Origin of the sequence: Bradyrhizobium sp. AS23.2 (assembly GCF_001908185.1) — a bacterium.
Classification (GTDB): Bacteria; Pseudomonadota; Alphaproteobacteria; order Rhizobiales; family Xanthobacteraceae; genus Bradyrhizobium.
This window is the reverse complement of the sequence record NZ_LGHM01000077.1, coordinates 13,546-35,195: the sequence shown is the minus strand read 5'-3', so window position 1 is coordinate 35,195 and position 21,650 is coordinate 13,546. Positions and strand designations below refer to the sequence as shown.

Below are 21,650 nucleotides of genomic sequence, written 5' to 3'. Positions count from 1 at the left end.
AGCGGCGCCTCGCCGCAGATTGCCCTTGCACCTGCCGCCCGGGCTGCCGCAAATGGCTGCAAAACTGGAGCAAGGAAGCGAGCGTGCCATGACCGACAACACAAGCGTAGTCACCGGGAAGCGCGGGCAGGCGTTCTGGATCACCATCAACCGGCCGGAGAAGCGCAATGCGCTGAACGGCGAGGTGATCGCCGACATCACTAAAGGCTATCGCGACGCGCACGACGACAAGGACGTCCGCGTGATCGTACTGACGGGCGCGGGCGACAAGGCGTTCTGCGCCGGTGCCGACCTGCAGAATTCCGGCGCGGCTTTCGCGATGGATCATTCCAGGCCGAACGTCGACTATGCCGATCTGTTGCGCCTGTCGCAGAACGCCACCAAGCCCGCGATCGCGCGCGTCGGCGGCGTCTGTATGGCCGGCGGCATGGGCTTGCTCTGCATGACCGACATGGCTGTCGCTGCCGATCACGTGATCTTCGGCTTGCCCGAGGTCAAGGTCGGTGTGTTCCCCATGCAGGTCTTGAGCCTGTTGCAGTCCATCGCTCCGCCGCGCCTCGTCAACGAATGGGCGCTCACGGGTGAGCCGTTCGATGCGAAGGCGGCGCAAGGAGCGGGGCTTCTCAATTACGTCGTGCCAGCGGCCGAGTTAGATGCCAAGGTCGACTGGCTGATCGGCCGCATCGTCGACAAATCCCCGACCGCCATCCGCAGGGGCAAATATGCGATGCGCGCGATCGCCTCGATGTCCTTCGACGAGAGCATCGCCTACACCGAGGGCCAGATCGCGCTGCTCGCGATGACCGAGGACGCCAAGGAAGGGCTAAAAGCCTTCAGCGAGAAGCGCAAGCCGTCCTGGACGGGGAAATGATATCTCGGTGCCAAGGTTCACTTTGTGGTTCTGTCAGTGGCACTAGATTGCGAAGAGTATTGTTCGATATAAACCGCTTGAAGCGGTCGGCTATCTTATGGTCCGTTTACTGGGGTTGGTGGATCGTCCTCTACGGGGATCGGCAACGCTGGTGTGATGCTGAATTTCTCCGTTCGAGTGCTAAAGCGGTTTGCGGCTGCGATGTAGCGAGTTGGAACAGACAACTGCGGTTTGGTCGGTTTGGTGGAGCGGGTGGTGGTCGACGGTGCGGGCTCGGCCTCTGCCTGCGAGGGGGCGAGCCCACGCTCAATTTTCTCGCACTCGGCTTCGAGGCGGGCGATTTCCGCCTTTGCGGCGCGTTCGCTGTCGCGCTTTTCCAACGCCTCCGTCTTCCGACCGGTGCGCTTGTGGTGGAGGATATTCCAGCGAGGCAGCCGGATCTCAGCTGGAGGCAGGTCTCGCTCGGCATTTGAGCGGTGATCGGCGTGATAGTGGATGCCCCGCTCCCGGCAATATTTGTTGAGGATCTTAGCCCAGTCGCGGCGCATTGCACTCGCTTGCCCGTGAAACAGCTTGTTCCAATGGCGAGCTTTCAGGCGCGCGAAGCCGTTACCGTCGATCTCGCGCATGGTCGCCATGATGTGGGCGTGCGGATTGGGCAATCCGTCAGAGGCTAGGGGGCAATGGACGTCAATTTGAACGACCATGCCGTGCTGGACAAGAAGTCGGCCCAATCGGTGTGCCAATTCGATCCAGTCCTCTCGTACCAACGCCCTTGGAAACGAGACGTCGATCGTACGTGCTTCCTGCGCGTCGGCGCGCTTCTCCGCGGCGGCAGCCCTCTGCCAGAGTTGTCTGCAATCGGTTGCCCAAGCCGGAGCACCTTCGGGCGCCAGAACGTAATGGCCAACGTGGTCATCTCGGTCCGAATAGTCCACGATTGATTGATCACCCAGGCGAGCAGTGCCGCGGCACTGGTACGCAGAGCGTTTGATGGCGCACTGGCCCCTGCTGCGTTGGGTCACGCCAAAGTTTAGTCCCAAATAGTCACCCATTCCGCACCGACGTATAAATGAAGCGGGCCCCAACCTAAATTCGAGCCCAGCAAGAGGAAAGCTGCTCAAAGCTAACTTGCCGGTGGGGAACGCTTTCACCGACAGACGCGGCCGCTCGCCAGAAGAGTTACCGGCGAGACGGATCGCAGCGCTGGGCCGGGCGGCTATGCAAACACTCGTTGCCCATTGTGAACGAAGAAGCCATTGCGGGTTATTTTGCGGGTTTTGAAGCTCAACTTCCCGGCCTCGGGTATTCCGATTAAGAAAGCTCTGGCGCGTTGCAGGTTCGTCCGCATGATGGGGGGCTCCGACAAACTTTCTCGATTAGCGGAGCATGACGATGCCAGATCTTCCCGACAACCGCCCGACCGACTGCCCCACGAGGAGCGAACCGCAAAGCGTGCGAAGCCGCAGCGCGGTTTCGCGTTCGGAAGCGAAGCTCGCTGAGTTGCGCCGCGAGCTTGTCCAAGCAAAGCGCCAGCTTCATGAAGCATCGGTCCGCGAGCGGTCCATCCGCGAGAGCACGCTGGGTCGCGCCGTATGGCGTCTAATCGAACAGAAAAGGCTGGAGCCCTCCACTGTCGCGCTCATCCGAGACGAGGTGCGTCCATTCCTCAGCTCTCGCAGCGCTCCGGCCTTTATCGGCACTCCCTTCGAGTTGCAGTCGCCGGCCGAGTTGGAGCGATTGGAGGCCGCGGTGCCGCCTGTCGCGCAGGACATTCCTGCCGTTACGCGGCTGCCGGCCGCGCCTTTTTCCCTGCCGCGACGCCCGAAGCCGACCTAACTCCCAGCGACCAGTAGGCCGTCCCGGCTAGAAGCTGCCCGCGACGGCGCCAAGGTGCCTTCGCAGGCGCCCTGGCGGCAAGGGTGGGGGCGATGAGCGCCGATATCGCAAGAGTAAACGGCCGTGATCAATTCAAGCCGCATTATCGGAGCTCCTGCCGTTGCTAAGGCGAGAGCCAGCCCAAGCCACTAAGACCTGATCGAAAACCGGTCGAACGCCGTCAAGGTCTGCAGGCGAGGCCCGACGTCCCGGGGATAGATTTCGGTCCCAGAAACGCAATTTCCGCGTCGAACTGGTCATCCCCCACATCGACGAAGGACCGGGCCTCCGTCATTCCCCATCACTCAGTCGGTAGCCCCACATTCGCGAGCGGTAGGCGATCTGTCCGCGTGCTACGTGATTGCAGGGCAGGGCGAAGCCTATATTGGCGCGAGCAATCGCGCGCTCAAGTGCGTCGCCGAGCACGCCGAGGGTCCCGCCAAAGCCTTCGCCGCGGAGGCCTTCCTGCTCCACGAGCAGGAGCCGCACACGTTGGAGTGGTCGGCGCGGCCGTACCTGGAGCACCGTCTGACCGGGCTCGCCAAAGAGGCTGGTCTGGTCAACTGGCCAACACGATGGAGCCGCGGGTTCTGCCTTGGCCTGTCGAACAGGTCGCAACGATGGAACGGCTGGTGGCGGATGGCCGCCGCCTGCTGTTCGACGCGGGTTGCCGGATTCTCAACGCAAACCTCGCGAGCCAGCTTCCTGCGCGAGCCGCAATCCATGCCGCGATCGACTTGCCGATGGCACACCCGCCCGAAGGCGGCCTGCTAGAACTCAACTATTGCGGCATCTGGGCCCGCGGCCAGTACGATCACGAGGGGTTCGTGGTCACGGCGGATTCTGAGCTGAGCTGCGCAACATCGAGACCCCCAGCCTCAGGAAGAACATCAAGCGGCTGCGCGCGGACCTCCTCGCAAGGGCGTCGTGGCGCCCATCGCCGGCATCAAAGATCGCCTGTGCTTTCAGCTCGCGTGGCCCTTCTTCTCTGCTGCGGTCGCGGCCAAGTTCGTCACCGGGGCGCATGTCGCCGCGACCAAGTGGGTGCGCCCGCGCGCCCTCCAACTGATCGCGCGCGCGGAATAGGAGGGCTCGGCCATGTCCTATTCCACGAAGATGCCGGGGCGCGGGCCCCGGCAAGATGGTGAGGCCAGTCTTGCCGGCCACCATGGCGAGGGCGGCACGTCGATCGGAACGACCGAAGCATCCGGGGGAATTTCAGAACGTCCGCGCGATGGCCACGACGACGGGATCCTCGACACCTCTTCGCCGGCCGTTCGCGCGCTGCTGAAGATCTCGCCTTTGCGCTGGTGGCGCTCGGCGCCGGCCGGCGCGTTCCGGGCGACAGAGTACCTCGAGGTTCGGTCCGCGCTTGCGGAAGTCGCAACGTTGATCAATGCCGCCGAGGTCGAGCCGGCGCTGCAAGGCGATGCGGATGCCGCGATCGCGCTGGTGCTGTCGCTGATGCCGATCACGCGGCGGGGCGGCATCAAGACCGACATCGCGATGACCGCGGTGCTATCGCTCGCGCTCAGGGGCGAGCTTAGATGCGCGCTCGTGCTCGCTCATGTCCTTGATCGTGCCGAGCCCGATCCGCGCCGCGCCGATCAGCTGTGCGGCTCTTGGTTCGAATTCCACCTGAACCACTCGGCCTCGCGCGGCGGCGTTGCACCGGCCGAGACCGCCGTGCTGGAGGCGCCCAGCGCATTCGATGCCCCCCGCGCCCGCTAGGGAATGCAGCACGCGAGGACGATCTTCAATCGGCGATAGACCTTGTGTTCCCGAACACCGCTCCTGCCCGGCCGGGCGAGGCCGCCGAGCCGGCATGCGCGTTCGCGCCCATTATCACGACGGCGGGTAATGACGTGCGCGGCCTGGCCGCTGGCCCGGATGCGAGGCGACCGCCGCTTCACCGGCCGAGGCGATCGATGATCTGGAAACTTTGCCGGACGGCGATGCCTGGAAGATCAGACCCGATCCAGACCAGCTGGCGCAAAATGCCCGGCATCTGCAGGCCTATGCTGAGCGGCAGCGGCGGGCGCTGGAGTACGTTGACGAGATTCTGCAACGGCTGCGTGATCGATCGTCCGGGCTTCGCAGCGAGGCGCTCCAGCCGCCCCCAGGCGTCGGCTTCGCGCGGCCCATCGAGAGTCCCAAGTCACAGAACACCCGCCGCCCGAGGGGCCGTCCTTCGGACCTCGTTAACCATGAATCCTGCAAGGCGTGCCGCGCTCCCCACATGGCGCCGTAGCGAGCGAGCGGCCGTGCGCGCGTATGGCTCATTATGACTGACATTTCGGAGAACTCACATCAGTAAAAAACTTCGACTAAAATCCACCGATGTCAGTCTCCAACTGCCGCATCAGCTTGCTCGGAGTTGTCCCAAGCGCTTTTGATAATCTCAGCAGCGTGACAAGCGTTGGCGATTTTAGGCCGCGTTCTAGTTGGCTGACGTAGGTCCGATGAATGGCCGCCCGATCCGCAAGTTCCTCCTGCGAGAGTTGGGCAGATTGCCTTAGATCAGCAATCAGTTTTCCGAAGGCTACGTTGGGGTTCGTCACCCCGCCATAGTCCGCGCTTGAATACTAAAGGACTACAGACTATAGTATTCAATGTTGCAATTCCAGAACAAGCTGGATCCGATCCCCATGAGAGTGCTCGGCATTTCGGATTTGCATTTTGAACGGCGGGGATGGAATGAAATCCCGGTCCTCGGGGAATCCTTTGATGTACTGGTCTGCGCCGGCGACATTTGGGAAGGCGAACCTGAAAAAGCTGTTCAGCGTGTCACGCAAATCGCACGGGGAAAGCCTACGATAATTGTTCCCGGCAACCACGATTTTTACACAAGCAACACAGGTGGACACACCATTGCCGACGTTATCAAATTGATGCGGGGTGAAGCAAATCGACAGAATGTTCAGGCTGGTCGAGAGGTCGTTACCATTCTAAGCGCCGAGAATCCTGTCTGCGAAATTGACGACGCACGTTTCGTTGGACTGACACTTTGGGCTGATTGGACGCAAGCTGGCCGCTGGATGTGGTGCACCGACAATGAAACTCAATGGGCGGCACGCGCCCGAGCTGCGGCTCGCCATCCAAAAACTGCTCCTCGCGAGTATGGAGCTATCAGAACGGAGCGAGGTAGCTGGACTCCATATGATGCCGTCGCCGAGCACTCGCGCGAAAAGGCGATACTCCTTGACGAGCTGGTTTCTACCCACGAAGGCCCGACCGTAGTAGTGACGCATTACCCTCCTCTCGCTGCCTGCGTTGATGAATATCGCGGTCATCGGCTCCCCTGGTGGGCGCCTGCCTTCTACGCATCAGATATTCTCCTGACGATGCCCGACGGGATCCGGCCGGACCTCTGGATCTGTGGTCACGTTCACGCGCCTTACCATGTTGAATGTGGTCGGACTCGCGTGATCTGCAACCCCATCGAAGGCGGCTACTTCGACCCTAATCTGATTATAGAGATTTGAACATGGCAGAAGACGAGCGAAACTTTCCGCGTATCAATTGGGACCTCGGAGAGGAAGGCATGCCTTCGTGTCCGGCGCCCGAAGACTGGAGAGCTGAACTTGTTTGGGCACACCACAGACTTTTTCAGCCGCCGGAGGCGCACCCAGAGTTGGCTGAGGGTCTCCCCGACTGTGGAATAGGATGGCTCAGCATCCTGGATCGTCTCTGTACACAGATCCAATACGCCCTCGAAGAAGAGGACGGCAACGTTATTAAGATCGTGCAGATCAAGGAGAAGCACGGCACCTTGCGGGTCTATTGGGAAGGGCCCGTTTCGGCACCCGCGAGGGCCAAAGTCGAGAAGATAATCGAGCTAGCCTGTGCATGTTCAGCATGCACGTGCGAGATCTGTGGTGATGAAGGTCGGCTGTATCGCCGCGGGGATTGGCTTGCCACCGCTTGCGCTCTTCACGCGAAGGGTGAACCAGTGCCAATAAAGCCCGGGTTCGAGAACATTCACATCGTTCGAGGAGAGATCGATGGAAAGTCTCAGATTTTGTCTTGTCGACGATACAATCCGAGGACTAACAGCTTCGCCGATGTTTCTCCCGCATCACTTGGACTCAAACAGTAGCAACACCACGATACGGATCTTCCGAAGCCTAATGCGGAATTGATATTCATTCCGTGTATGCGCTTGGATCCGAGGCATTCGCTGCCTAGTCTGTGTAGGGCGAATGCGTCTATGGCCCGATGCGGCACGGATGCCCAATGTGCAGCTCTTCAGGCGTGGCGTTCCTATTGCTACCGACGACTTAGCGGACCAATCCGCCAAATCATCAGTCTATTCGGGCACGACGAGAAGGACGCGGCTGACGAGGACTGACATGCGCCTCTCGGTCTTGCCGGATCTGCATGTGGAATCGCGGGCCTTAGCTCGATCGTTGGGATGGAAGGATTAGTACCACTAACTTCGTTTGGGTCCGCGCCCGCCGAAGTCGCCGTTGGCCGACTTAGCAATTTGCAATGATGGAGGAATGCAATGCTGGTTGTCACAATCGATCTCGTCCCAGGCGGATTTTTGCGCCCATGCGGCGCACGATCGCCTCGATGCGGATCGCGAACATTTCCGAACTGGCCGACATCTCAAACTATCGCATCGAGACGGTCGAGACGAGCAATCCACTCGCTGGTACACCAGAACGTACCGCCCAATGCGTCATTCAGGGCCACGCACGCGCCCAGTCTGTTTGGGCTTTGCTGGCAAGGGCATCCGGGGAGATCGCAAATCTGGCTTCCACTGGGGTGAGCGACGATTGATTTCGCCGACCTTTGTTTGCAGATGGAACGCCGTCTTCGATAGAGGTCTAGGATCTACATGAATGCGTGCCTATTCGATTTGACACCAGTAGCCCGTGAAGGTGTTGCGCGAGAACGCGAAGATAAACGGAACGGTGGGGTGCATTGTCACGGGTCTGGGAATAGATTTGATCTTGCTCCGGGCGCTGAAGCCGCCTGAGAAAGCGAGTGGTCAACTGAGATTGGCATTCGATGCTCTGTGATAAACCGTCTGGCCCAGTTCGCTGAGACAACGGCGCTGCCGAAATCGGATAGTGCGTATGTCGCTGACGGCCCGCCGGCTCGCGCTGGCGGGCCGACCACCCCCTTCGAGTTCCGTATTGATTGTAGCTCGCGCCGTGTTTTACCATGGCGTTGATGGGCTGGTGGGGATCGATGGGGACGATTGATGCTCAACGATCTCGTTCAGCGATTGCCACAGCTGTCGGCATTCGGCTGGACACTTCTTTTTGGGGGACTCTTTCTCTTTATCGCGCTCTACCTGCCCTGGTGAGTTAAGCCAGAGTTAGCATCGAGGCGATTGAAACAAGGCTCGCCGGTTCACACTGGCGGCCTTATAACTTCGGCCGCCTCCAGCTTCGATCTACCTTAGCGGCCCCCTCCTTTGTTCCAAGCCGCCGATCATTCGTGAATTGGTGGGTGCTCAACCAATCGAATGAAGGCCTCGTTGGCCCCCAGTTCCATTTACCGGGCAAGTAACGATCAACGGGGCCATTCACAGACTTAGCCGCTTCCACGAAGTTCAAGCGGACGGATGAGGATGAGTCGCTCGGAGAAGATCTGGGGCGACCTTCGTGCGGTCTTCGTCCCGTTTGGGGCTCTGAGCGCGATCGGTTGACATGCTGGGCCTCCGCTGACCGCGAATAGCTTAGAAACCCGATCGGCAAGTGCTGTACCTCAAGTGCTACAGCGCCGGACCAATTGTCTGATAAAGTGACGCAAGGGGCTGACCAGTTCGCGCTGGCGGGCCTTGCCTACGTCCTAAGAGTGTCGAGCGCGTGGGCGACGAGAATGCTGATGCTGAGTACGATCAGGCAAGCGGAGAGAGCGAGCCCGGCGCTCGCATATCACCCAACGTGATCTTCAGCAGGGATGCTCGCTTCGAGCCTGGAACGAACTGAAGGGGGCGCCTTAGCGTTTTAGCCGTTGCCGCGTCGGCCCATTGCTAGATTGTGGGCGAGCATCTGTACTGCGGTTGGCGGCAACTGGATGCCGGAGAGCTTCCAACCGTTGCCTTCAAAGTGCATGCTGACCCCGCCGTCGCTATGCGCGTTGCCGAATTTGATTGCGAACTCGACAGGCTTGGTCGGAGAGATACGCTTTAGCGTTTCGAACACGCTGGACGCATCAATCTCACTGAGCCGGTACATGGTTGCGTTAGTGTCGCCGGCGTTGATCTCGCCTTTGTTGAGAATCGAGGTGAGGTTTTCCGCAGTCAGCATCTTGGCAATCATGGCGTCCGCGATTGTTGCGCCATAGGTGTTCGCGGCAAGACGCTCAAGCGGCTTCACGGGCCTGTTTTGGCCCAACTGCGCGAGATAAGCCGACACGATTTGATCGACCAGAGAACGCCGCAGGCGCGTGGTATCCGTCCGGGCCAGGACTGCCGCGCCGTCTCCTGCCTTGGCTGCACTCGCCAAACCATTGAGCGATACGATCGCCGATCCGACGTAGACGCCTGCCGCGACCAACAGACCCACTAGAACTCCAAAAAACCAACGCATAACGCGACCTTGTTGTTACTTGCGTGCGCAGCTATCGCCATTTGTGATTTGAATAAGGCGGTGATCGCGCGATCGCCGATGCCGATCGCAATCTACAGTCCAATTCACGCCGGCTTTTCAGGTCTGCGGATCTATCATGCTGAATCTTGCCAAACTTTAATTTGTCGGGTCCGTTCGCACATCCGACGATTGAACCGCCGCACTGAGCGAGAGGCCGCGATGTCAGCTTTGCAAGATCCAGAGATGGAGAGGCTCTCCAACTTCTGGCGAGGGGACACCTGGGCAACCGGGATAGCGCACCTGCTGAAGTTTGAGATGGCGCCGACAGCGGCGAGCTACGATCCCGAATTTGCCTACGGCAGGGCTGCTTCGCCAGCTAGTCGGTTCATCTCGAAGCTAGGCAGGAATTTAGCTTCCAGCGCGCCGCTGTTTTGGTTCCGGGCGGTCGACGAACTGCCTCGACGAACTCCCTGCACATGAAACGCTACGAATCGTCTGCCGGCTGCCAGCACGACCATCAAGACGAAGTCACCATTCCTCTGGTCCTCTCGGGCAAAACAGTGGCTCATAAGGCGCTGGTCCGATACAGCACACAACGCATCATAGATCCCGTCCGGTCGGTCGTCAGACTTCAGTTCCACGCTTTTCGTCAGGGCCACGGCAGCATGTAGAAACGTGCTGTCCGCGACAAGCTCGTGCCGCTTCTACCTCGCCCTTGAGTGTGGACTTGCCATCTGAGGGAAAAGTCTCGGCGCAAGTTGACCAGAGCGCCTGCTTAGCCCGCATGTTCTCGAGCGCAGCAGTTCCGTTAGCGTCTACGAACGCTATCCCGCGTTCGGCTTCAGCCCTGCCGCCTGGATGCCAGCAACCGCACAGGCCTCGTCATTGTCTGAGATGTCGCCGGAGACGCCGACGGCCCCGAGCAGCGTCGTGCCGTCCATGATCAGCACGCCGCCGGGGACCGGCACCAGCGCGCCCTTGGCGATGGTGTTCACGGCGTCGATGAAATAGGCCTGCTCCTGTGCGCGCTGGAACAGGGCGCGCGAGCCCATGCCCATCGCGAGCGCGCCAAAGGCCTTGCCGTGCGCGACCTCTGCGCGCATGAGGCTGGTACCGTCCTGCGCAGCAGCGATCTTGAGCACGCCGCGCCCGTCCAAGATGGTGACGACCAGCGGCTTGAGCTTCAGCTCGGCAGACTTTGCGAAGGCGGCGTCGAGGATCTTGCGGGCGACTTCGAGCGTGAGTTCAGCCATGGCTGGGTTCCTTTGCAGCGGGAGAAGTGGATTCGGTCTCGGCGCGATCGAGGCTCATCGCCAGCACGCGTGCGACGTGAAGGGCCTCACGCTGCGTGCCATCGTGGATCTGATGGCGGCAGGAGGTGCCGTCGGCGACGACCAGCGTACTCTGGTCCGCGTGCCGCACGGCGGGCAGCAGCGACAGCTCGGCCATCTCGATCGAGGCATCATAGGTCTCAAAGCCATAACCGAAGGCGCCGGCCATGCCGCAGCAGCTTGACTCGATGGTCTCGACCGTCAGGCCGGGGACGAGGCGCAACACCTGCTCGACCGGCTTGAACGCGCCGAACGATTTCTGATGGCAATGGCCGTGGACAACCGCCTTGTCGGCGACCGTGCCCAGCGGCAGCTGCAGCCGGCCGGCCTCGGCCTCGCGCACCAGGAATTCCTCGAAGGTCAGCGCATGGGCGCCGACCGCCTTGGCGTCGTCGTCCTTGCGGAGCGAGGCGAGCTCGTCGCGCAGCGTCAGGAGGCAGCTCGGCTCCAGGCCGACGATCGGCACGCCACGCGCGGCGAAAGGCGCGAAGGCGGCCACGAGCCGGTCGAGCTCGAACCTGGCTTCGTCGACGAGACCCGCCGACAGGAACGTGCGGCCGCAGCACAGCGGACGACCGCCGCCAGACGGCTTTGGCAGATGCACGCGATAGCCGCCGGCCGCGAGCACGCGCAGTGCGGCTTCGAGGTTTTCGCGCTCGTAGATGCGGTTGAAAGTGTCGGCGAACAGCACGACTTCACGGCCGGTTTCCGGACCCACCCTGCCAGCCGGCGGCACGAAGACGTCGCTGCGGAAGGCGGGGAGGGCGCGGCGGGCGCTGATGCCGGCAAAGCGCTCGAACAGCTTCCGCAGTAACGGGCTGCGGTTGCGCAAATTAGCCAGCGGCGCGAAGCGCGACGCGAGGCCGGCATAGCGCGGGAGATAGCCGATCAGGCGGTCCCGCAGCGTCAGCCCATGCGAGGCAGCGCGCGCGGCGAGCACCTCGATCTTCATCTTGGCCATGTCGACCCCGGTCGGACATTCGTGGCGGCAGGCCTTGCATGAGACGCAGAGTTTCAGCGTCTCCATCATCTCGTCCGAGGCCAGCGCATTCGGGCCCAGCTGGCCGGAGATGGCGAGCCGCAGTGTGTTGGCGCGGCCGCGCGTGACGTCCTTCTCGTTGCGCGTCGCGCGGTAGGACGGGCACATCACGCCGCCCTCGAGCTTGCGGCAGGCGCCGTTGTTGTTGCACATCTCGACCGCGCCCTGGAAACCGCCGCCGGCGCCGGGATAAGCGGACCAGTCGAGCTTCGTCTTCAGCTCGCCGACGCGATAGCCGGGCCGGAAGCGGAACAGCGAGCGGTCGTCCATCCTGGGCGCATCGACGATCTTGCCGGGATTGAGGGCGCCTTCGGGATCGAAGCGCTGCTTCACCTCCCTGAAGTCGGCGACGAGACGCTCGCCGAACATGGTCTCGTGGAATTCCGAGCGCACGAGACCGTCGCCATGCTCGCCGGAATGCGAGCCCTTGTATTCGCGCACCAACGCGAAGGCCTCTTCGGCGATGGCGCGCATCGCCTTGACGTCCTTCTCCAGCTTCAGGTTCAGCACGGGCCGCACATGCAGGCATCCCTCGGAGGCATGTGCATACATCGTGCCGCTGGTCCCGTGCTTCGCGAAGACCTCGTTCAGCCGCGCAGTGTAGTCGGCGAGATGCGGCAGCGGCACGGCGCAGTCTTCGACGAAAGAGACAGGCTTGCCCTCCTGCTTCATCGACATCATGACGTTGAGGCCGGCGGCGCGGAAATCGGCAATCCCGCTCTGCAGCGCAGGCTCGGTAATCTCGACCACGCCGCCCCATTTGCGCTTGTCGTTGTTCCAGCCGAAGCCGAGATCACCCATCAGCTCGCCGAGCTGCCTGAGGCGATCCAGATTGTCGGCCTGGTCCTCTTCGGCGAACTCGACCACCAGCACGGCATCCGGATCGCCCTTGATGGCGGCGGAGATGACCGGCTTGAACATCGCGATGTCGCGGCCGAGCGCGATCATGGTGCGATCGACCAGCTCGACTGCGATCGGCTTGAGCTTAACCAGATGCTGGGCTGCGTCCATCGCCTCGTAGAAGCTGCCGAAATGGCAGACGCCGAGAGCCTTGTTGCGGATGACGGGCCACAGCTTCAGCTCGACCTTGGTGGTGAAGGCGAGGGTGCCCTCGGAGCCGACGAGCAGATGCGCCATGTTGTTGCGCACATTGCGCGGCGTCAGCGCATCGAGATTGTAGCCGCCGACCCGGCGCTGCACCTTCGGAAAGCGCGTTGCGATCTCCTCGGCCTCGCGGGCGCCGAGATCGAGCATGTCGCGGAATAGGGCCCGCGCGACGTCGCTCGCATCAAAGTCGGAGAGATCGCGCGGCACCTCGCCGAATCGCATCAGCGTGCCGTCCGCGAGCGCGGCCTCCATCGAGAGCGTGTTGTCACGCATGGTGCCGTAGCGCAGCGAACGGCCGCCGCAGGAATTGTTGCCGGCCATCCCGCCGATGGTGGCGCGCGAGGCGGTGGAGACGTCGACCGGGAACCAGAGGCCGTGCTTTTTGAGCTGGCGGTTGAGATCGTCGAGCACGATGCCGGGCTCGACCACGCAGGTCCGGTCCGCGACGTCGAGCGCCAGGATCCGGTTCAGGTGTTTTGAGAGATCGACCACGATCCCGTCATTGACGGTCTGGCCGCATTGCGATGTGCCGCCGCCGCGCGGGGTGACCTTCCGCCCGTCGTCCCGGGCGATCGCCAGCGCCCGCAGCGCCTCGTCCATGCTGCGCGGCACCACCACGCCATAGGGCATGATCTGGTAGAACGAGGCGTCGGTGGCGTAGCGGCCGCGGCTGAAGGCATCGAACAGGACGTCGCCGGTGATTTCCCGGGCCAAGCGAGCCGCCAGGCTGTCCTTTTGGGCCGATTCCAGTGTTTTTCCGGCCACTTTCGCCGCCATGATCCGCTCTCGCCTGTTCGCCGGCACCGTCTTGCCTACCGTCACGTCCCTTGGCAAGGCGAGCCCTGCTTCTTGTGCATTGACGGACCCCGCGGGGCGAGGGACAAGCCCGGCGAATAGTGATATGCGAGCGGCTCGCCGGAGCCCTCGTTCAGGCCAACAAAGCTATAAGCCAAGACAGCTTCAAAGGCAGCTTCAAAGACCGGGAAGGACGCCCATGACCGTGCACACTGGAAGGCATTTCCTACAAATTCCAGGACCGACCAACGTACCCGACCGGGTGCTGCGGGCGATGGACATGCCGACGCTGGACCATCGTGGTCCGGAGTTCGCCGAGCTTGGTTTCGCGGTGCTGGCCTCGATGCAGCGGGTGTTCCGCACCAAGCAGCCCGTGATCATCTTCCCCTCGTCCGGCACCGGCGCCTGGGAAGCGGCGATGGTCAACGTGTTCTCGCCCGGCGACAAGGTCCTGATGTGCGAGACCGGCCAGTTCGCCGTGTTGTGGCGCGGCATCGCCGACAAGTTCAAGCTCGACGTCAACTTCATCCCGAGCGACTGGCGCCATGGCGCCGATCTTGCCGAGATCGAGAAGCGCCTTGCCGCCGACAAGCAGCACGCGATCAACGCGGTTTGCGTCGTGCACAACGAGACCTCGACCGGCTGCGTGACGCCGCCGCTGGAGGTGCGCAAGATCCTCGACCGCGTCAAGCACCCGGCGCTTCTGATGGTCGACACCATCTCCGGCTTGGGCTCGATGGAATATGAGCACGACGCCTGGGGCATCGACGTCTCGGTCGCGGGCTCGCAAAAGGGCCTGATGCTGCCGCCCGGCCTCGGCTTCAACGCCGTCTCGGAGAAGGCACTCGCTGCGGCCAAGGCGAACCCCGGCATGCGCTCCTACTGGGACTGGCAGGAAGTCATCAACTTCAACAAGCTCGGCACCTTCCCCTATACGCCCGCGACCAATTTGCTCTACGGCCTGCGCGAGGCGGTCAAGATGCTGGAAGAGGAAGGGCTCGAGAACGTCTGGACCCGTCACAAGCGCCACAGTGCAGCGACGCGCGCGGCGGTCAAGGTCTGGGGCCTGGAGACGCAGTGCGCCGATCCTGCCGCACACTCGCCTGCCCTGACTGGCGTGCGCGTGCCGGAGGGACATGACGCCGACGCCTTCCGCAAGGTGGTGCTCGAAAACTTCGACATGTCGCTCGGCACCGGGCTGAACAAGGTCAAGGGCAAGGTGTTTCGTATCGGTCATATCGGCCATTTCAACGATCTGATGCTGATGGGCACGCTCGCCGGCGTCGAGATGGGCCTGGACCTTGCAAAGATCCCGCACCGGAGCGGCGGCGTCCTGGCGGCCATGGACGTTCTGAAGGGACGCGACGCGGTGCCGATGACCAAGGCCCAGGTGGCTTAAAGGCTCGGGTGGCCTGAATATGTTCTGCTGAACCAAAGAGAGCGCGCGATGAACGCACCGACGACTGCTAACGAAGACCTGCTCTACTCCGTCCAGGACGGCATCGCGCGGATCACCTTCAACCGCCCCCAGGCGCGCAACGCAATGACCTTCGCCATGTATGACCGCATGGCGGAGATCTGCCAGGAGATCAACGCCGATCGCTCGATCAAGGCGCTGATCCTGACCGGCGCCGGCGACAAGGCCTTCGCCTCCGGCACCGACATCTCGCAGTTCCGCGCCTTCAAGACCGCGCAGGATGCGCTCGACTACGAGGCCCGCATCGACCGCGTGCTCGGCACGCTCGAGCAGTGCCGCGTGCCCGTGATCGCGGCGATCGCCGGGGCTTGCACCGGCGGCGGCGCCGGCATTGCGGCTTGCTGCGACCTCCGTATCGGGACTGAATCCACGCGCATCGGCTTTCCGATCGCGCGCACGCTCGGAAACTGCCTGTCGATGTCGAACATCAGCCGCATTGTCTCGCTGGTGGGACCTGCTCGTACCAAGGACCTGATCTTCAAGGCGCGCCTGGTCGAGGCGTCGGAAGCGCTGGCTCTCGGCCTGCTCAACGAGGTCGTGCCCGACGTCGAGACGCTTCAGCGTCGCGCCGACGAGACCGCAAGGCTCGTGGCCGGCCACGCGCCGCTCACGCTCGAAGCCACCAAGGAGGCGGTGCGCCGCATCCGCCGCACGCTGTCGCGCGAGGAAGGCGAGGACCTGATCCTCAAGGCTTATATGAGCGAAGATTTTCGCGAGGGCATGGACGCGTTCCTCAATAAGCGGACGCCGAACTGGAAGGGCAGATAGCGCGGTGTTCGCTGTTGGCTTCGTCCAGAGCATCGCGCAGGCGTAAGCCTGGGCGCTCGGACGCTATACCGGAATCTGACTTTGCGTGGGACCTGCTTGAGGTCAATATCAGTGGGCCGGAACAGAAGGCGCATTTCCAGCAAGTCGCGCGACACGCTGCCAATAGCGGTCTGCGACACTCGGCTTGCGCGGTCTTGCGAATGTGACGCCTCGCCTTGCAGGAGAGAGACGAGCATTCGACCTTGAGGCCAGCGGTGTTCCCAGAGATGATCCAACTCAGTAGAGCAAAGCAAAGCTGCCCGATGCTCTGAGCGATCTCAGGGCGTGAGGTCAAAGATCCCTGTCGATCCGCAGCCGTAACGCAGCGGGCCGGCGTCAAATCATGCTGGTGTCCACCGAGTTCTTCACGTGAAGAGCCCGCCGCCGGACTAGCTAGGTTATTTATTCTAATCCGTTGGCCGCGAGGCCTGATTGATGCTGCGATAAGAAATAGACCTCCGAGGGGCGCAGGTCGATGTGCCGTGAGCATGGTCGCACGGCGCTTGCCGTACGATCCTTGCCGCCGATCAAGGCGGCTGCGGATCTTTTGCCGCACGTCTGCGACGCTCAGAGAGTCGATGTCACCTCTCGTCAAGGTGCTGGAGTCTTTGCGCTGCCACTTTTCATAGGCCTGCAGGTGGCGGGCATTTTGCGCCAGCAGAGCTGGATCGGGTTCGCTCTTCCAGGAAGAGCCGTCAGGCAGGCTTTCCAGTTCGTCGATCGTTTCGTACTGCGAACCGACGGTCGGCCTCATATCCACGCTAGCGGCCACGCCGCGAGCGTCATTGACGGACCCCGTAACGGGGAGCGGAAACGCGGAAGTGGCTCCGCGAAATTGCCTGGCTGGACCAGAACAGTATTCGGGCACACAAGGTCTGAAACCGACTGCAAATCGTCTTCGCTGGCTGCATCCACTCGCGGGGAAACCTCTTCAATGGGCACGTCGACGCCCGCACAAGCCAAGTTCGCGTCGAAGTCGGCAAGGAATTTTGCTGAAACCGCGAGCGGATCATGACGCGCGATCGCCGCGTTGAATTCGGAAAGAAACGCCCGCGAAATGATGTCTCGGGCCGCGGCAGAGGGGGATCGATTGATCATAAACACGCCTTCGTCGGCGGCCGCGATCGCCATCAGGTCGGCGAGCCGCGCGCCTCCTTCGACCACCTAAGCCGGCTAGTCAAGCTGGCGCACGAACCGCGTGACGATCGCAGCATCTTCTGAACTGCCGGCATCCGCGATCCTGAATGCGCGACCGTCGAAGGCAACAGACGTCCCGGTCAACGACACCGTCGGCAAGCCCGATGGCGCATCCATGTCGCTTTCCAGTTCATAGCCCACCTCCGGCGCCGCATCCGTGAAGCGCTTCCGGAGTTTGGCGGCCTCCTGATCACTGACACGATACATGGCCGCGTTCGTCACGGTCATGCTCGCAACCTCCGGCTCGGGAGCAAGCTTAGGCACCTTGCGATCCCGCCTCAACTGGCGTCCCACCCTCAGCTGTTGGACCTTCTCGACTACCTGCCTTCGTTCCGGATGCAAAACGCCGCCCGCGGGAGGCGCTCCTCCGGAGCGCCGGCTCCCTTCACATAGTTGGGACGCGGGTCGACATACGCTTCAACGCCAAGGATCGCACAACCTAGCGTCAGCCCGGCCGCAACCACGGCGCGCACGTACCTCCCGCCATCGCGCCTGAACGCCTGAACAGCGTGTTCCAGCTACGCGCCTTCAGGCCGAAACCATCACGCTCCAGCACGCGTTGCGCCAGCCAGGCGTGAGCGTGCGGGTTCGGTTCGTCGTCGCTCGCCGTCACGCACTCTACGTCGAGCCGTACCGACATCCCGAGCGCGACGAACGGCAGCAGCGTAAACGCTGCGAGGGGTAGCAGCAGCGCGCGAGGGACGGCGCGCGGGAGAGCAAAATCGAGAATTCTGCCTTCGTGCGCGTTCCGCCGCGTTTCCCTGAAAGCGGCCTCCTGGAGAAAATTCTCCCACTCGGCAAACCCCGCGGACGCGCCCGTCGGCAGCAGCACGACGCCTCCGACACGAAAACCGGCATAGCGCCGGTAATCGACGCGCCCGAAGCGATCGTGCGCGGCCGCGCAGGTTTGGTAGGCGAACCGCGCGAGCGCCGTATAACCCTTGCTGGACAGTACAACCGAATAGTAGATCGAGCTAAACGACACGAAATTCCCCGAACGTATCGCGCCTGCAAGTCCCGACGACCGATTCAGGGGCCGCTGACGGCTGCTCCCTCGTCATTCGAGGGAAATCCGCGCCGCCTACTTTTAGCGGAAGGACCGGGAGACTTGGTCGCGCAGAGGTCTGGTCAAGTACGGCATACAGCCCGCTCGCCGATATCTGTCGAGATCAAGCCCACTCCGCAAGACATTGACCGGGTGCGCCGCAGGTAGGCGCGTGTAGCCAGACAACGTGATCTGACACGCTGGCCTACTGGTCCTGGGCCCCCGCGGCGCGGGACGTGCACGTCGAGTTCCACCTTCGACTTAGGACCGGGCGGCAGCCGGCTGTCGTACATCTTGTCGGGCAGTCATCGCTATTCCTCTTGCCGGCTCGAAGTGATCATTAGCAAGAGGCCTCCCACGGGAGGAAACAACGCCAAGAGAATAAGGCGCAGCATGCTGAAATCGTCGGCAGTTGGCTTGAGCTTTCCAGCAGTGATCCACGCCACGATCTTGATGGCCGCTTCGGTTTGCGGGTCGGCACTGTTTTCGGCCGAGCTCACCGCGGCATTGCGCTCGCGTCGACGATCCCTCTCGTCTTGTTCGCGCTCGCGGCAGAACCGGCCAGCCCCGCTCCTGCATTCCCGCTCGCGTGACGCCTCGGCGTCACGCAACGCTTCCTCCGCCCTCGTCACATTGCGCGCGATTGACGCGCGCTCAAGCTTCACGTTCGCGAGGTTGTCGGAAGCGAACCCGATGCCGGCTAGGACGACATACACAAAGGCTACCAACCAGACTATCCAAGACGCGCTAGCCACGGCCCGCTGGCGAGCCCGCCAAAGCTGGACGGATTTTGAGGGCACAGCGAAGACAATGAGATCTGCGGCGACGCCCACAGCCAAGTACAGACCTCCGGCGACATCGCTCGAACCGAGTGACTGGCCGAACGAACCACTGATCGTAGTGCCAGCGCCGCCGAGGACGAAGGCGGCGGCCGTCAAGAGGTACGATTTGATCGACCACCAGAGCGTGACGCGACTGTGTGATGCCGTGACGTCGGGCGCGACGTTCGCCGTGACGTCGGGCGTGCCGTTCGCCGTGACGTCGCGAGTGCCGTTCGGCGTGACGGCCGGCGTGACGCTAGCCGTGACGGCTGACGCAACGGCGGGCTTGACAGCGCTGGATCGGATTTCTGCGCGGACATTGGGCGGGACAGCCGACGCATTTTCGCGCTGCGGCAAGCGCGCGCGCCAGGCGCGTGTCCGTTCGGCGCCCGTTTTGGGTCGGCTGGGTTGATCCGGCGGGGGTGCTGATTCAGTGCTGTCAATCATCAGAGCTCCTATCCGTTTTGATGGCCAGGCAATCGGCTAGGTCATCCTTGAAGCTGCGCGGACGACCCGTCTCGCGTCCCGCGGAGTTGTTTTGGTCAAGCCCGCATCTGACGCTTGTGATGACGATGGGGAGCCGTTGAAGCCCCCATCGACAAACAGCTCCATGAATTATCTTCGCAGCTGGACCGGTTAGCTCACATTCGGTCCACGCTTCGACCAGACGCGAACCCCGTCCATGGGTCATTCTTGTTGAGTACGCAACGCGCCCCCAACCCAGTCTGGGCCGGTCAAGTCACGATCGTAGGGGCAAACAATTCCTTGAAACATGCAGCTAGGGCTGGCACGCGGAAGCGGCTCCAACCCAGTGTTTTCGGGCTTTCACAGGCGTTCGCTGACCATGTTTAGGCGCTACCCGCGGGGACGCGAGACCGCAATTCCACCGTGCCATTCGCAACGAAAAATCGCGTCTTCAAAGCTGTGGAAGAATGTGAGAACTATCGGTGAAGCCACTTCACACCGTCCACGGCCGCCGGCGCGGTGGCTCCGATCATCGTTAACGCCCCACCACGTGATCCAGCGCCGGCAATCGACAGCCGCGGTGATCGACGCGCTCAACCACGAACAGCATGATGTCCAGCGGGCGGATCGAGAACCGGATTGCGCGGTTGGATCCTGGTCTGCTCTCACCGCGATCAATTCTCTTTGCCGCCTGCTCCAAAGAGGCCAGATCTCGGGGCTTGAATGACGCCGATCGCAGAGTGATGGCTTGCCTTGGAGCAAGGCGAAATCGGGGCGCTTGATACATCTAGTGAACCGACTGGATGTAGTGATGCTGGAAAAGTTCTGCTTCCGACTTGCAGGCCTGGGCCCGAAGCTTTCTCCGACAAAGGAGACAGCACCTGTGGCTTATCAGTTCATTCACATCGAGCGCTACGGTCGTCAAGGCGCGCACCAGAAAAAGTCGTCGGCGCGCAAGCGGTCGATGTATGACATCCGCGACGAGATGATCCGCGCGCAGCACGCCTGCCCCCACGTGGCTGATCCGAAACCGCCGGGCATCCTGCTCGGCAAGGCTCCGGAGGAGGCGATTGCCATCGCAGCCGAGCGCGCCGCCACGGCCGTGGACAAGATTGGGCGCAAGTTGCGATGCGATTCGCCTGTCGTCGTGATCGGTGTCGCGAGCTGGCCTGAGTTGGTGTCGGACGTCATGGCTGACCCGGAAAAGCGGGCCGAGTACGCGCGGTGGCGCGCCAAGACGATCGCCTGGCTCAAGGCGCGTTGGGGGGACGATTTGGAGAGCGTGGTCGAGCATATGGACGAACCCCGACCGCATATTCATTTCGTGGTGGTACCCAAGCTGGATGACGCGCGCCGACTTCAGATCCAGAGCGCCCATCCGGGTGAGCGCGCCGCGGCTGAATGCAAGAATGCCGGCGGTAGCCCGAGCAGGCAGCGGGCCGCCTATGTCGATGCAATGATTGATCTGCAGGGCGACTACTATGACAAGGTTTCCGCGTGCTGCGGCCTGACGCGCTTGGGGCCCCGCCGGCAGCGCCTCACGCGGAAGGAATGGGTCCAGCAGCAGCGCCAGGCCGAAGCGCTGGGCGAGGCACGCGCGAAGCTCGAGAGCTGCAAGAACGAGGTGATGGCGCGGACCAGGGAGTTCGTCAATGACCGCATCGCGGCAGCCGACGCCGAAGCGCAGAAGAAGCTCAAGGTTGCCGCACAGCAGTCGGCTGAGCGCTTTGAGACGCTGAAGCAGAAGGCCATCGAGCACATCTCGGTTCTGCGCCGGAAGGCGGTGAAGCTCGAAATGCAGCTCTCCGCCAAGGACGCGGTCATTGCGGCCCAGGAGGAGCAGCTCAAGTCGCTCCAGGCCTCGCTCGGGGCGCTCGGCATCAATCAGGGTATGATCATGTAGAGCCCCCTTCCTGGCCTTCGTCTTACGCGCCGGCATGTCTGCCGGACGCGGCAAACGGTCCAGCTAGCCACGGGTATGAACTTCGTTGGCGGCCCGCAGGGATTTCCGACGTTCGAAATCACTGCCGGGTGCCGCGCGGCAGGTTCGAAAGAAACTACCGCGCGCCCGCACCGCACACGCATCTCGCGTGACCACGGGAGCCGCTTCGGACTCCTGCGCGATATCATGGAAAGCTCGAGGCGTGAGCCCCTCAAGGCATGGATTGCAGCTGCCGGCGGAGGGGGATGCAGCTCGCGGCCCCCTCGCTTCCGTTGCTCCGACCACATCCCTTGCGTTTCCTGATCTTGGTTGAGTCGTCTGTGAAGA

At 62.4% G+C, this 21,650-nt stretch carries 21 protein-coding genes; 11 read left to right on the top strand and 10 right to left on the bottom strand.

What is annotated here, in order from left to right; genetic code table 11:
- Positions 1–88: 88 nt before the first annotated feature.
- Positions 89–871 (top strand): enoyl-CoA hydratase/isomerase family protein, encoded by a 783-nt coding sequence (locus AC630_RS17255; RefSeq protein ID WP_074119709.1) that lies wholly within the window; start codon positions 89–91, stop codon positions 869–871.
- A gap of 95 nt (positions 872–966) precedes the next feature.
- Here the strand turns inward: AC630_RS17255 and AC630_RS17250 are convergent, their stop codons facing one another.
- On the bottom strand, positions 967–1,926 hold the full coding sequence (locus AC630_RS17250; protein WP_074119696.1) for a MobA/MobL family protein: 960 nt from the start codon (positions 1,924–1,926) through the stop codon (positions 967–969).
- Between the two features lie 340 nt (positions 1,927–2,266).
- Between AC630_RS17250 and AC630_RS17245 the strand changes: the two genes are divergently transcribed.
- The 4 genes from AC630_RS17245 (at position 2,267) to AC630_RS17235 (ending at position 4,480) form a co-directional block, all read left to right on the top strand.
- Positions 2,267–2,710, top strand: coding sequence for a hypothetical protein (locus AC630_RS17245; RefSeq protein ID WP_143198103.1), 444 nt, complete (start codon positions 2,267–2,269; stop codon positions 2,708–2,710).
- 396 nt (positions 2,711–3,106) lie between these two features.
- Positions 3,107–3,523 (top strand): hypothetical protein, encoded by a 417-nt coding sequence (locus AC630_RS17240; protein WP_074119694.1) that lies wholly within the window; start codon positions 3,107–3,109, stop codon positions 3,521–3,523.
- Positions 3,524–3,676: 153 nt separating this feature from the next.
- On the top strand, positions 3,677–3,835 hold the full coding sequence (locus tag AC630_RS45470; protein WP_167561229.1) for a hypothetical protein: 159 nt from the start codon (positions 3,677–3,679) through the stop codon (positions 3,833–3,835).
- A 12-nt stretch (positions 3,836–3,847) separates the two neighbouring features.
- Positions 3,848–4,480: a hypothetical protein gene (locus AC630_RS17235; protein ID WP_074119693.1), complete on the top strand. Its 633-nt coding sequence runs from the start codon at positions 3,848–3,850 to the stop codon at positions 4,478–4,480.
- 178 nt (positions 4,481–4,658) lie between these two features.
- Here AC630_RS17235 and AC630_RS45465 read toward each other — a convergent pair whose 3' ends face one another.
- Both AC630_RS45465 and AC630_RS17230 read right to left on the bottom strand, forming a co-directional pair.
- Positions 4,659–4,817 carry a hypothetical protein gene (locus AC630_RS45465; protein WP_167561228.1) on the bottom strand — a complete coding sequence of 53 codons (159 nt, stop codon included), beginning with the start codon at positions 4,815–4,817 and terminating at the stop codon, positions 4,659–4,661.
- A gap of 259 nt (positions 4,818–5,076) precedes the next feature.
- Positions 5,077–5,310 (bottom strand): helix-turn-helix domain-containing protein, encoded by a 234-nt coding sequence (locus AC630_RS17230; protein ID WP_074119692.1) that lies wholly within the window; start codon positions 5,308–5,310, stop codon positions 5,077–5,079.
- Between the two features lie 87 nt (positions 5,311–5,397).
- Here AC630_RS17230 and AC630_RS17225 point away from each other — a divergent pair, with 87 nt between their 5' ends.
- From AC630_RS17225 to AC630_RS17215, 3 genes are all read left to right on the top strand, one after another.
- Positions 5,398–6,234 (top strand): metallophosphoesterase family protein, encoded by an 837-nt coding sequence (locus AC630_RS17225; protein ID WP_167561227.1) that lies wholly within the window; start codon positions 5,398–5,400, stop codon positions 6,232–6,234.
- A gap of 2 nt (positions 6,235–6,236) precedes the next feature.
- Positions 6,237–6,848, top strand: a complete 612-nt coding sequence (locus AC630_RS17220) for a hypothetical protein (RefSeq protein ID WP_245330426.1) — start codon at positions 6,237–6,239, stop codon at positions 6,846–6,848.
- Between the two features lie 455 nt (positions 6,849–7,303).
- On the top strand, positions 7,304–7,534 hold the full coding sequence (locus AC630_RS17215) for a hypothetical protein (RefSeq protein WP_074119690.1): 231 nt from the start codon (positions 7,304–7,306) through the stop codon (positions 7,532–7,534).
- A gap of 1,178 nt (positions 7,535–8,712) precedes the next feature.
- On the opposite strand, the gene AC630_RS17210 is transcribed toward AC630_RS17215, so the two are convergent.
- The 3 genes from AC630_RS17210 to AC630_RS17195 all read right to left on the bottom strand — a co-directional run bounded on the left by AC630_RS17210 (position 8,713) and on the right by AC630_RS17195 (position 13,551).
- Positions 8,713–9,273, bottom strand: coding sequence for a DUF2939 domain-containing protein (locus tag AC630_RS17210; protein WP_245330425.1), 561 nt, complete (start codon positions 9,271–9,273; stop codon positions 8,713–8,715).
- 848 nt (positions 9,274–10,121) lie between these two features.
- A complete protein-coding gene (locus AC630_RS17200) occupies positions 10,122–10,550 on the bottom strand; it encodes a GlcG/HbpS family heme-binding protein (RefSeq protein ID WP_074119687.1) in 429 nt (142 codons plus the stop codon).
- Positions 10,543–13,551: an FAD-binding and (Fe-S)-binding domain-containing protein gene (locus AC630_RS17195; RefSeq protein WP_074119707.1), complete on the bottom strand. Its 3,009-nt coding sequence runs from the start codon at positions 13,549–13,551 to the stop codon at positions 10,543–10,545. The genes AC630_RS17200 and AC630_RS17195 overlap by 8 nt, the downstream gene beginning before the upstream one ends.
- A gap of 217 nt (positions 13,552–13,768) precedes the next feature.
- Here AC630_RS17195 and AC630_RS17190 point away from each other — a divergent pair, with 217 nt between their 5' ends.
- Both AC630_RS17190 and AC630_RS17185 read left to right on the top strand, forming a co-directional pair.
- Complete coding sequence (locus AC630_RS17190) at positions 13,769–14,968, top strand: pyridoxal-phosphate-dependent aminotransferase family protein (protein ID WP_074119686.1); 1,200 nt, start codon at positions 13,769–13,771, stop codon at positions 14,966–14,968.
- A 48-nt stretch (positions 14,969–15,016) separates the two neighbouring features.
- The gene (locus tag AC630_RS17185) at positions 15,017–15,814 is read left to right on the top strand and encodes an enoyl-CoA hydratase/isomerase family protein (protein ID WP_074119685.1); all 798 of its coding nucleotides are present in this window, start codon (positions 15,017–15,019) and stop codon (positions 15,812–15,814) included.
- A gap of 789 nt (positions 15,815–16,603) precedes the next feature.
- On the opposite strand, the gene AC630_RS17180 is transcribed toward AC630_RS17185, so the two are convergent.
- From AC630_RS17180 to AC630_RS17165, 4 genes are all read right to left on the bottom strand, one after another.
- The gene (locus tag AC630_RS17180; protein WP_074119684.1) at positions 16,604–17,017 is read right to left on the bottom strand and encodes a hypothetical protein; all 414 of its coding nucleotides are present in this window, start codon (positions 17,015–17,017) and stop codon (positions 16,604–16,606) included.
- 9 nt (positions 17,018–17,026) lie between these two features.
- Positions 17,027–17,278: a hypothetical protein gene (locus tag AC630_RS17175; protein WP_074119683.1), complete on the bottom strand. Its 252-nt coding sequence runs from the start codon at positions 17,276–17,278 to the stop codon at positions 17,027–17,029.
- A 217-nt stretch (positions 17,279–17,495) separates the two neighbouring features.
- The gene (locus AC630_RS17170; protein WP_074119682.1) at positions 17,496–18,035 is read right to left on the bottom strand and encodes a MobA/MobL family protein; all 540 of its coding nucleotides are present in this window, start codon (positions 18,033–18,035) and stop codon (positions 17,496–17,498) included.
- Between the two features lie 371 nt (positions 18,036–18,406).
- Positions 18,407–19,363, bottom strand: coding sequence for a hypothetical protein (locus tag AC630_RS17165; RefSeq protein ID WP_074119681.1), 957 nt, complete (start codon positions 19,361–19,363; stop codon positions 18,407–18,409).
- Positions 19,364–20,264: 901 nt separating this feature from the next.
- On the opposite strand from AC630_RS17165, the gene AC630_RS17160 reads away from it, so the two are divergent.
- A complete protein-coding gene (locus AC630_RS17160) occupies positions 20,265–21,284 on the top strand; it encodes a plasmid recombination protein (protein WP_143198102.1) in 1,020 nt (339 codons plus the stop codon).
- Positions 21,285–21,650: the final 366 nt, after the last annotated feature.

Excerpts from the sequence above, each read along its gene's own strand:
- AC630_RS17255 (WP_074119709.1), top strand. The coding sequence starts at position 89 with ATGACCGACAACACAAGCGTAGTCACCGGGAAGCGCGGGCAGGCGTTC.
- AC630_RS17200 (WP_074119687.1), bottom strand. The coding sequence starts at position 10,550 with ATGGCTGAACTCACGCTCGAAGTCGCCCGCAAGATCCTCGACGCCGCC.
- AC630_RS17235 (WP_074119693.1), top strand. The coding sequence starts at position 3,848 with ATGTCCTATTCCACGAAGATGCCGGGGCGCGGGCCCCGGCAAGATGGT.
- AC630_RS17245 (WP_143198103.1), top strand. The coding sequence starts at position 2,267 with ATGCCAGATCTTCCCGACAACCGCCCGACCGACTGCCCCACGAGGAGC.
- AC630_RS17165 (WP_074119681.1), bottom strand. The coding sequence starts at position 19,363 with ATGATTGACAGCACTGAATCAGCACCCCCGCCGGATCAACCCAGCCGA.
- AC630_RS17250 (WP_074119696.1), bottom strand. The coding sequence starts at position 1,926 with ATGGGTGACTATTTGGGACTAAACTTTGGCGTGACCCAACGCAGCAGG.
- AC630_RS17220 (WP_245330426.1), top strand. The coding sequence starts at position 6,237 with ATGGCAGAAGACGAGCGAAACTTTCCGCGTATCAATTGGGACCTCGGA.
- AC630_RS17225 (WP_167561227.1), top strand. The coding sequence starts at position 5,398 with ATGAGAGTGCTCGGCATTTCGGATTTGCATTTTGAACGGCGGGGATGG.
- AC630_RS17195 (WP_074119707.1), bottom strand. The coding sequence starts at position 13,551 with ATGGCGGCGAAAGTGGCCGGAAAAACACTGGAATCGGCCCAAAAGGAC.
- AC630_RS17190 (WP_074119686.1), top strand. The coding sequence starts at position 13,769 with ATGACCGTGCACACTGGAAGGCATTTCCTACAAATTCCAGGACCGACC.
- AC630_RS17175 (WP_074119683.1), bottom strand. The coding sequence starts at position 17,278 with ATGACCGTGACGAACGCGGCCATGTATCGTGTCAGTGATCAGGAGGCC.
- AC630_RS17185 (WP_074119685.1), top strand. The coding sequence starts at position 15,017 with ATGAACGCACCGACGACTGCTAACGAAGACCTGCTCTACTCCGTCCAG.
- AC630_RS17215 (WP_074119690.1), top strand. The coding sequence starts at position 7,304 with ATGCGGCGCACGATCGCCTCGATGCGGATCGCGAACATTTCCGAACTG.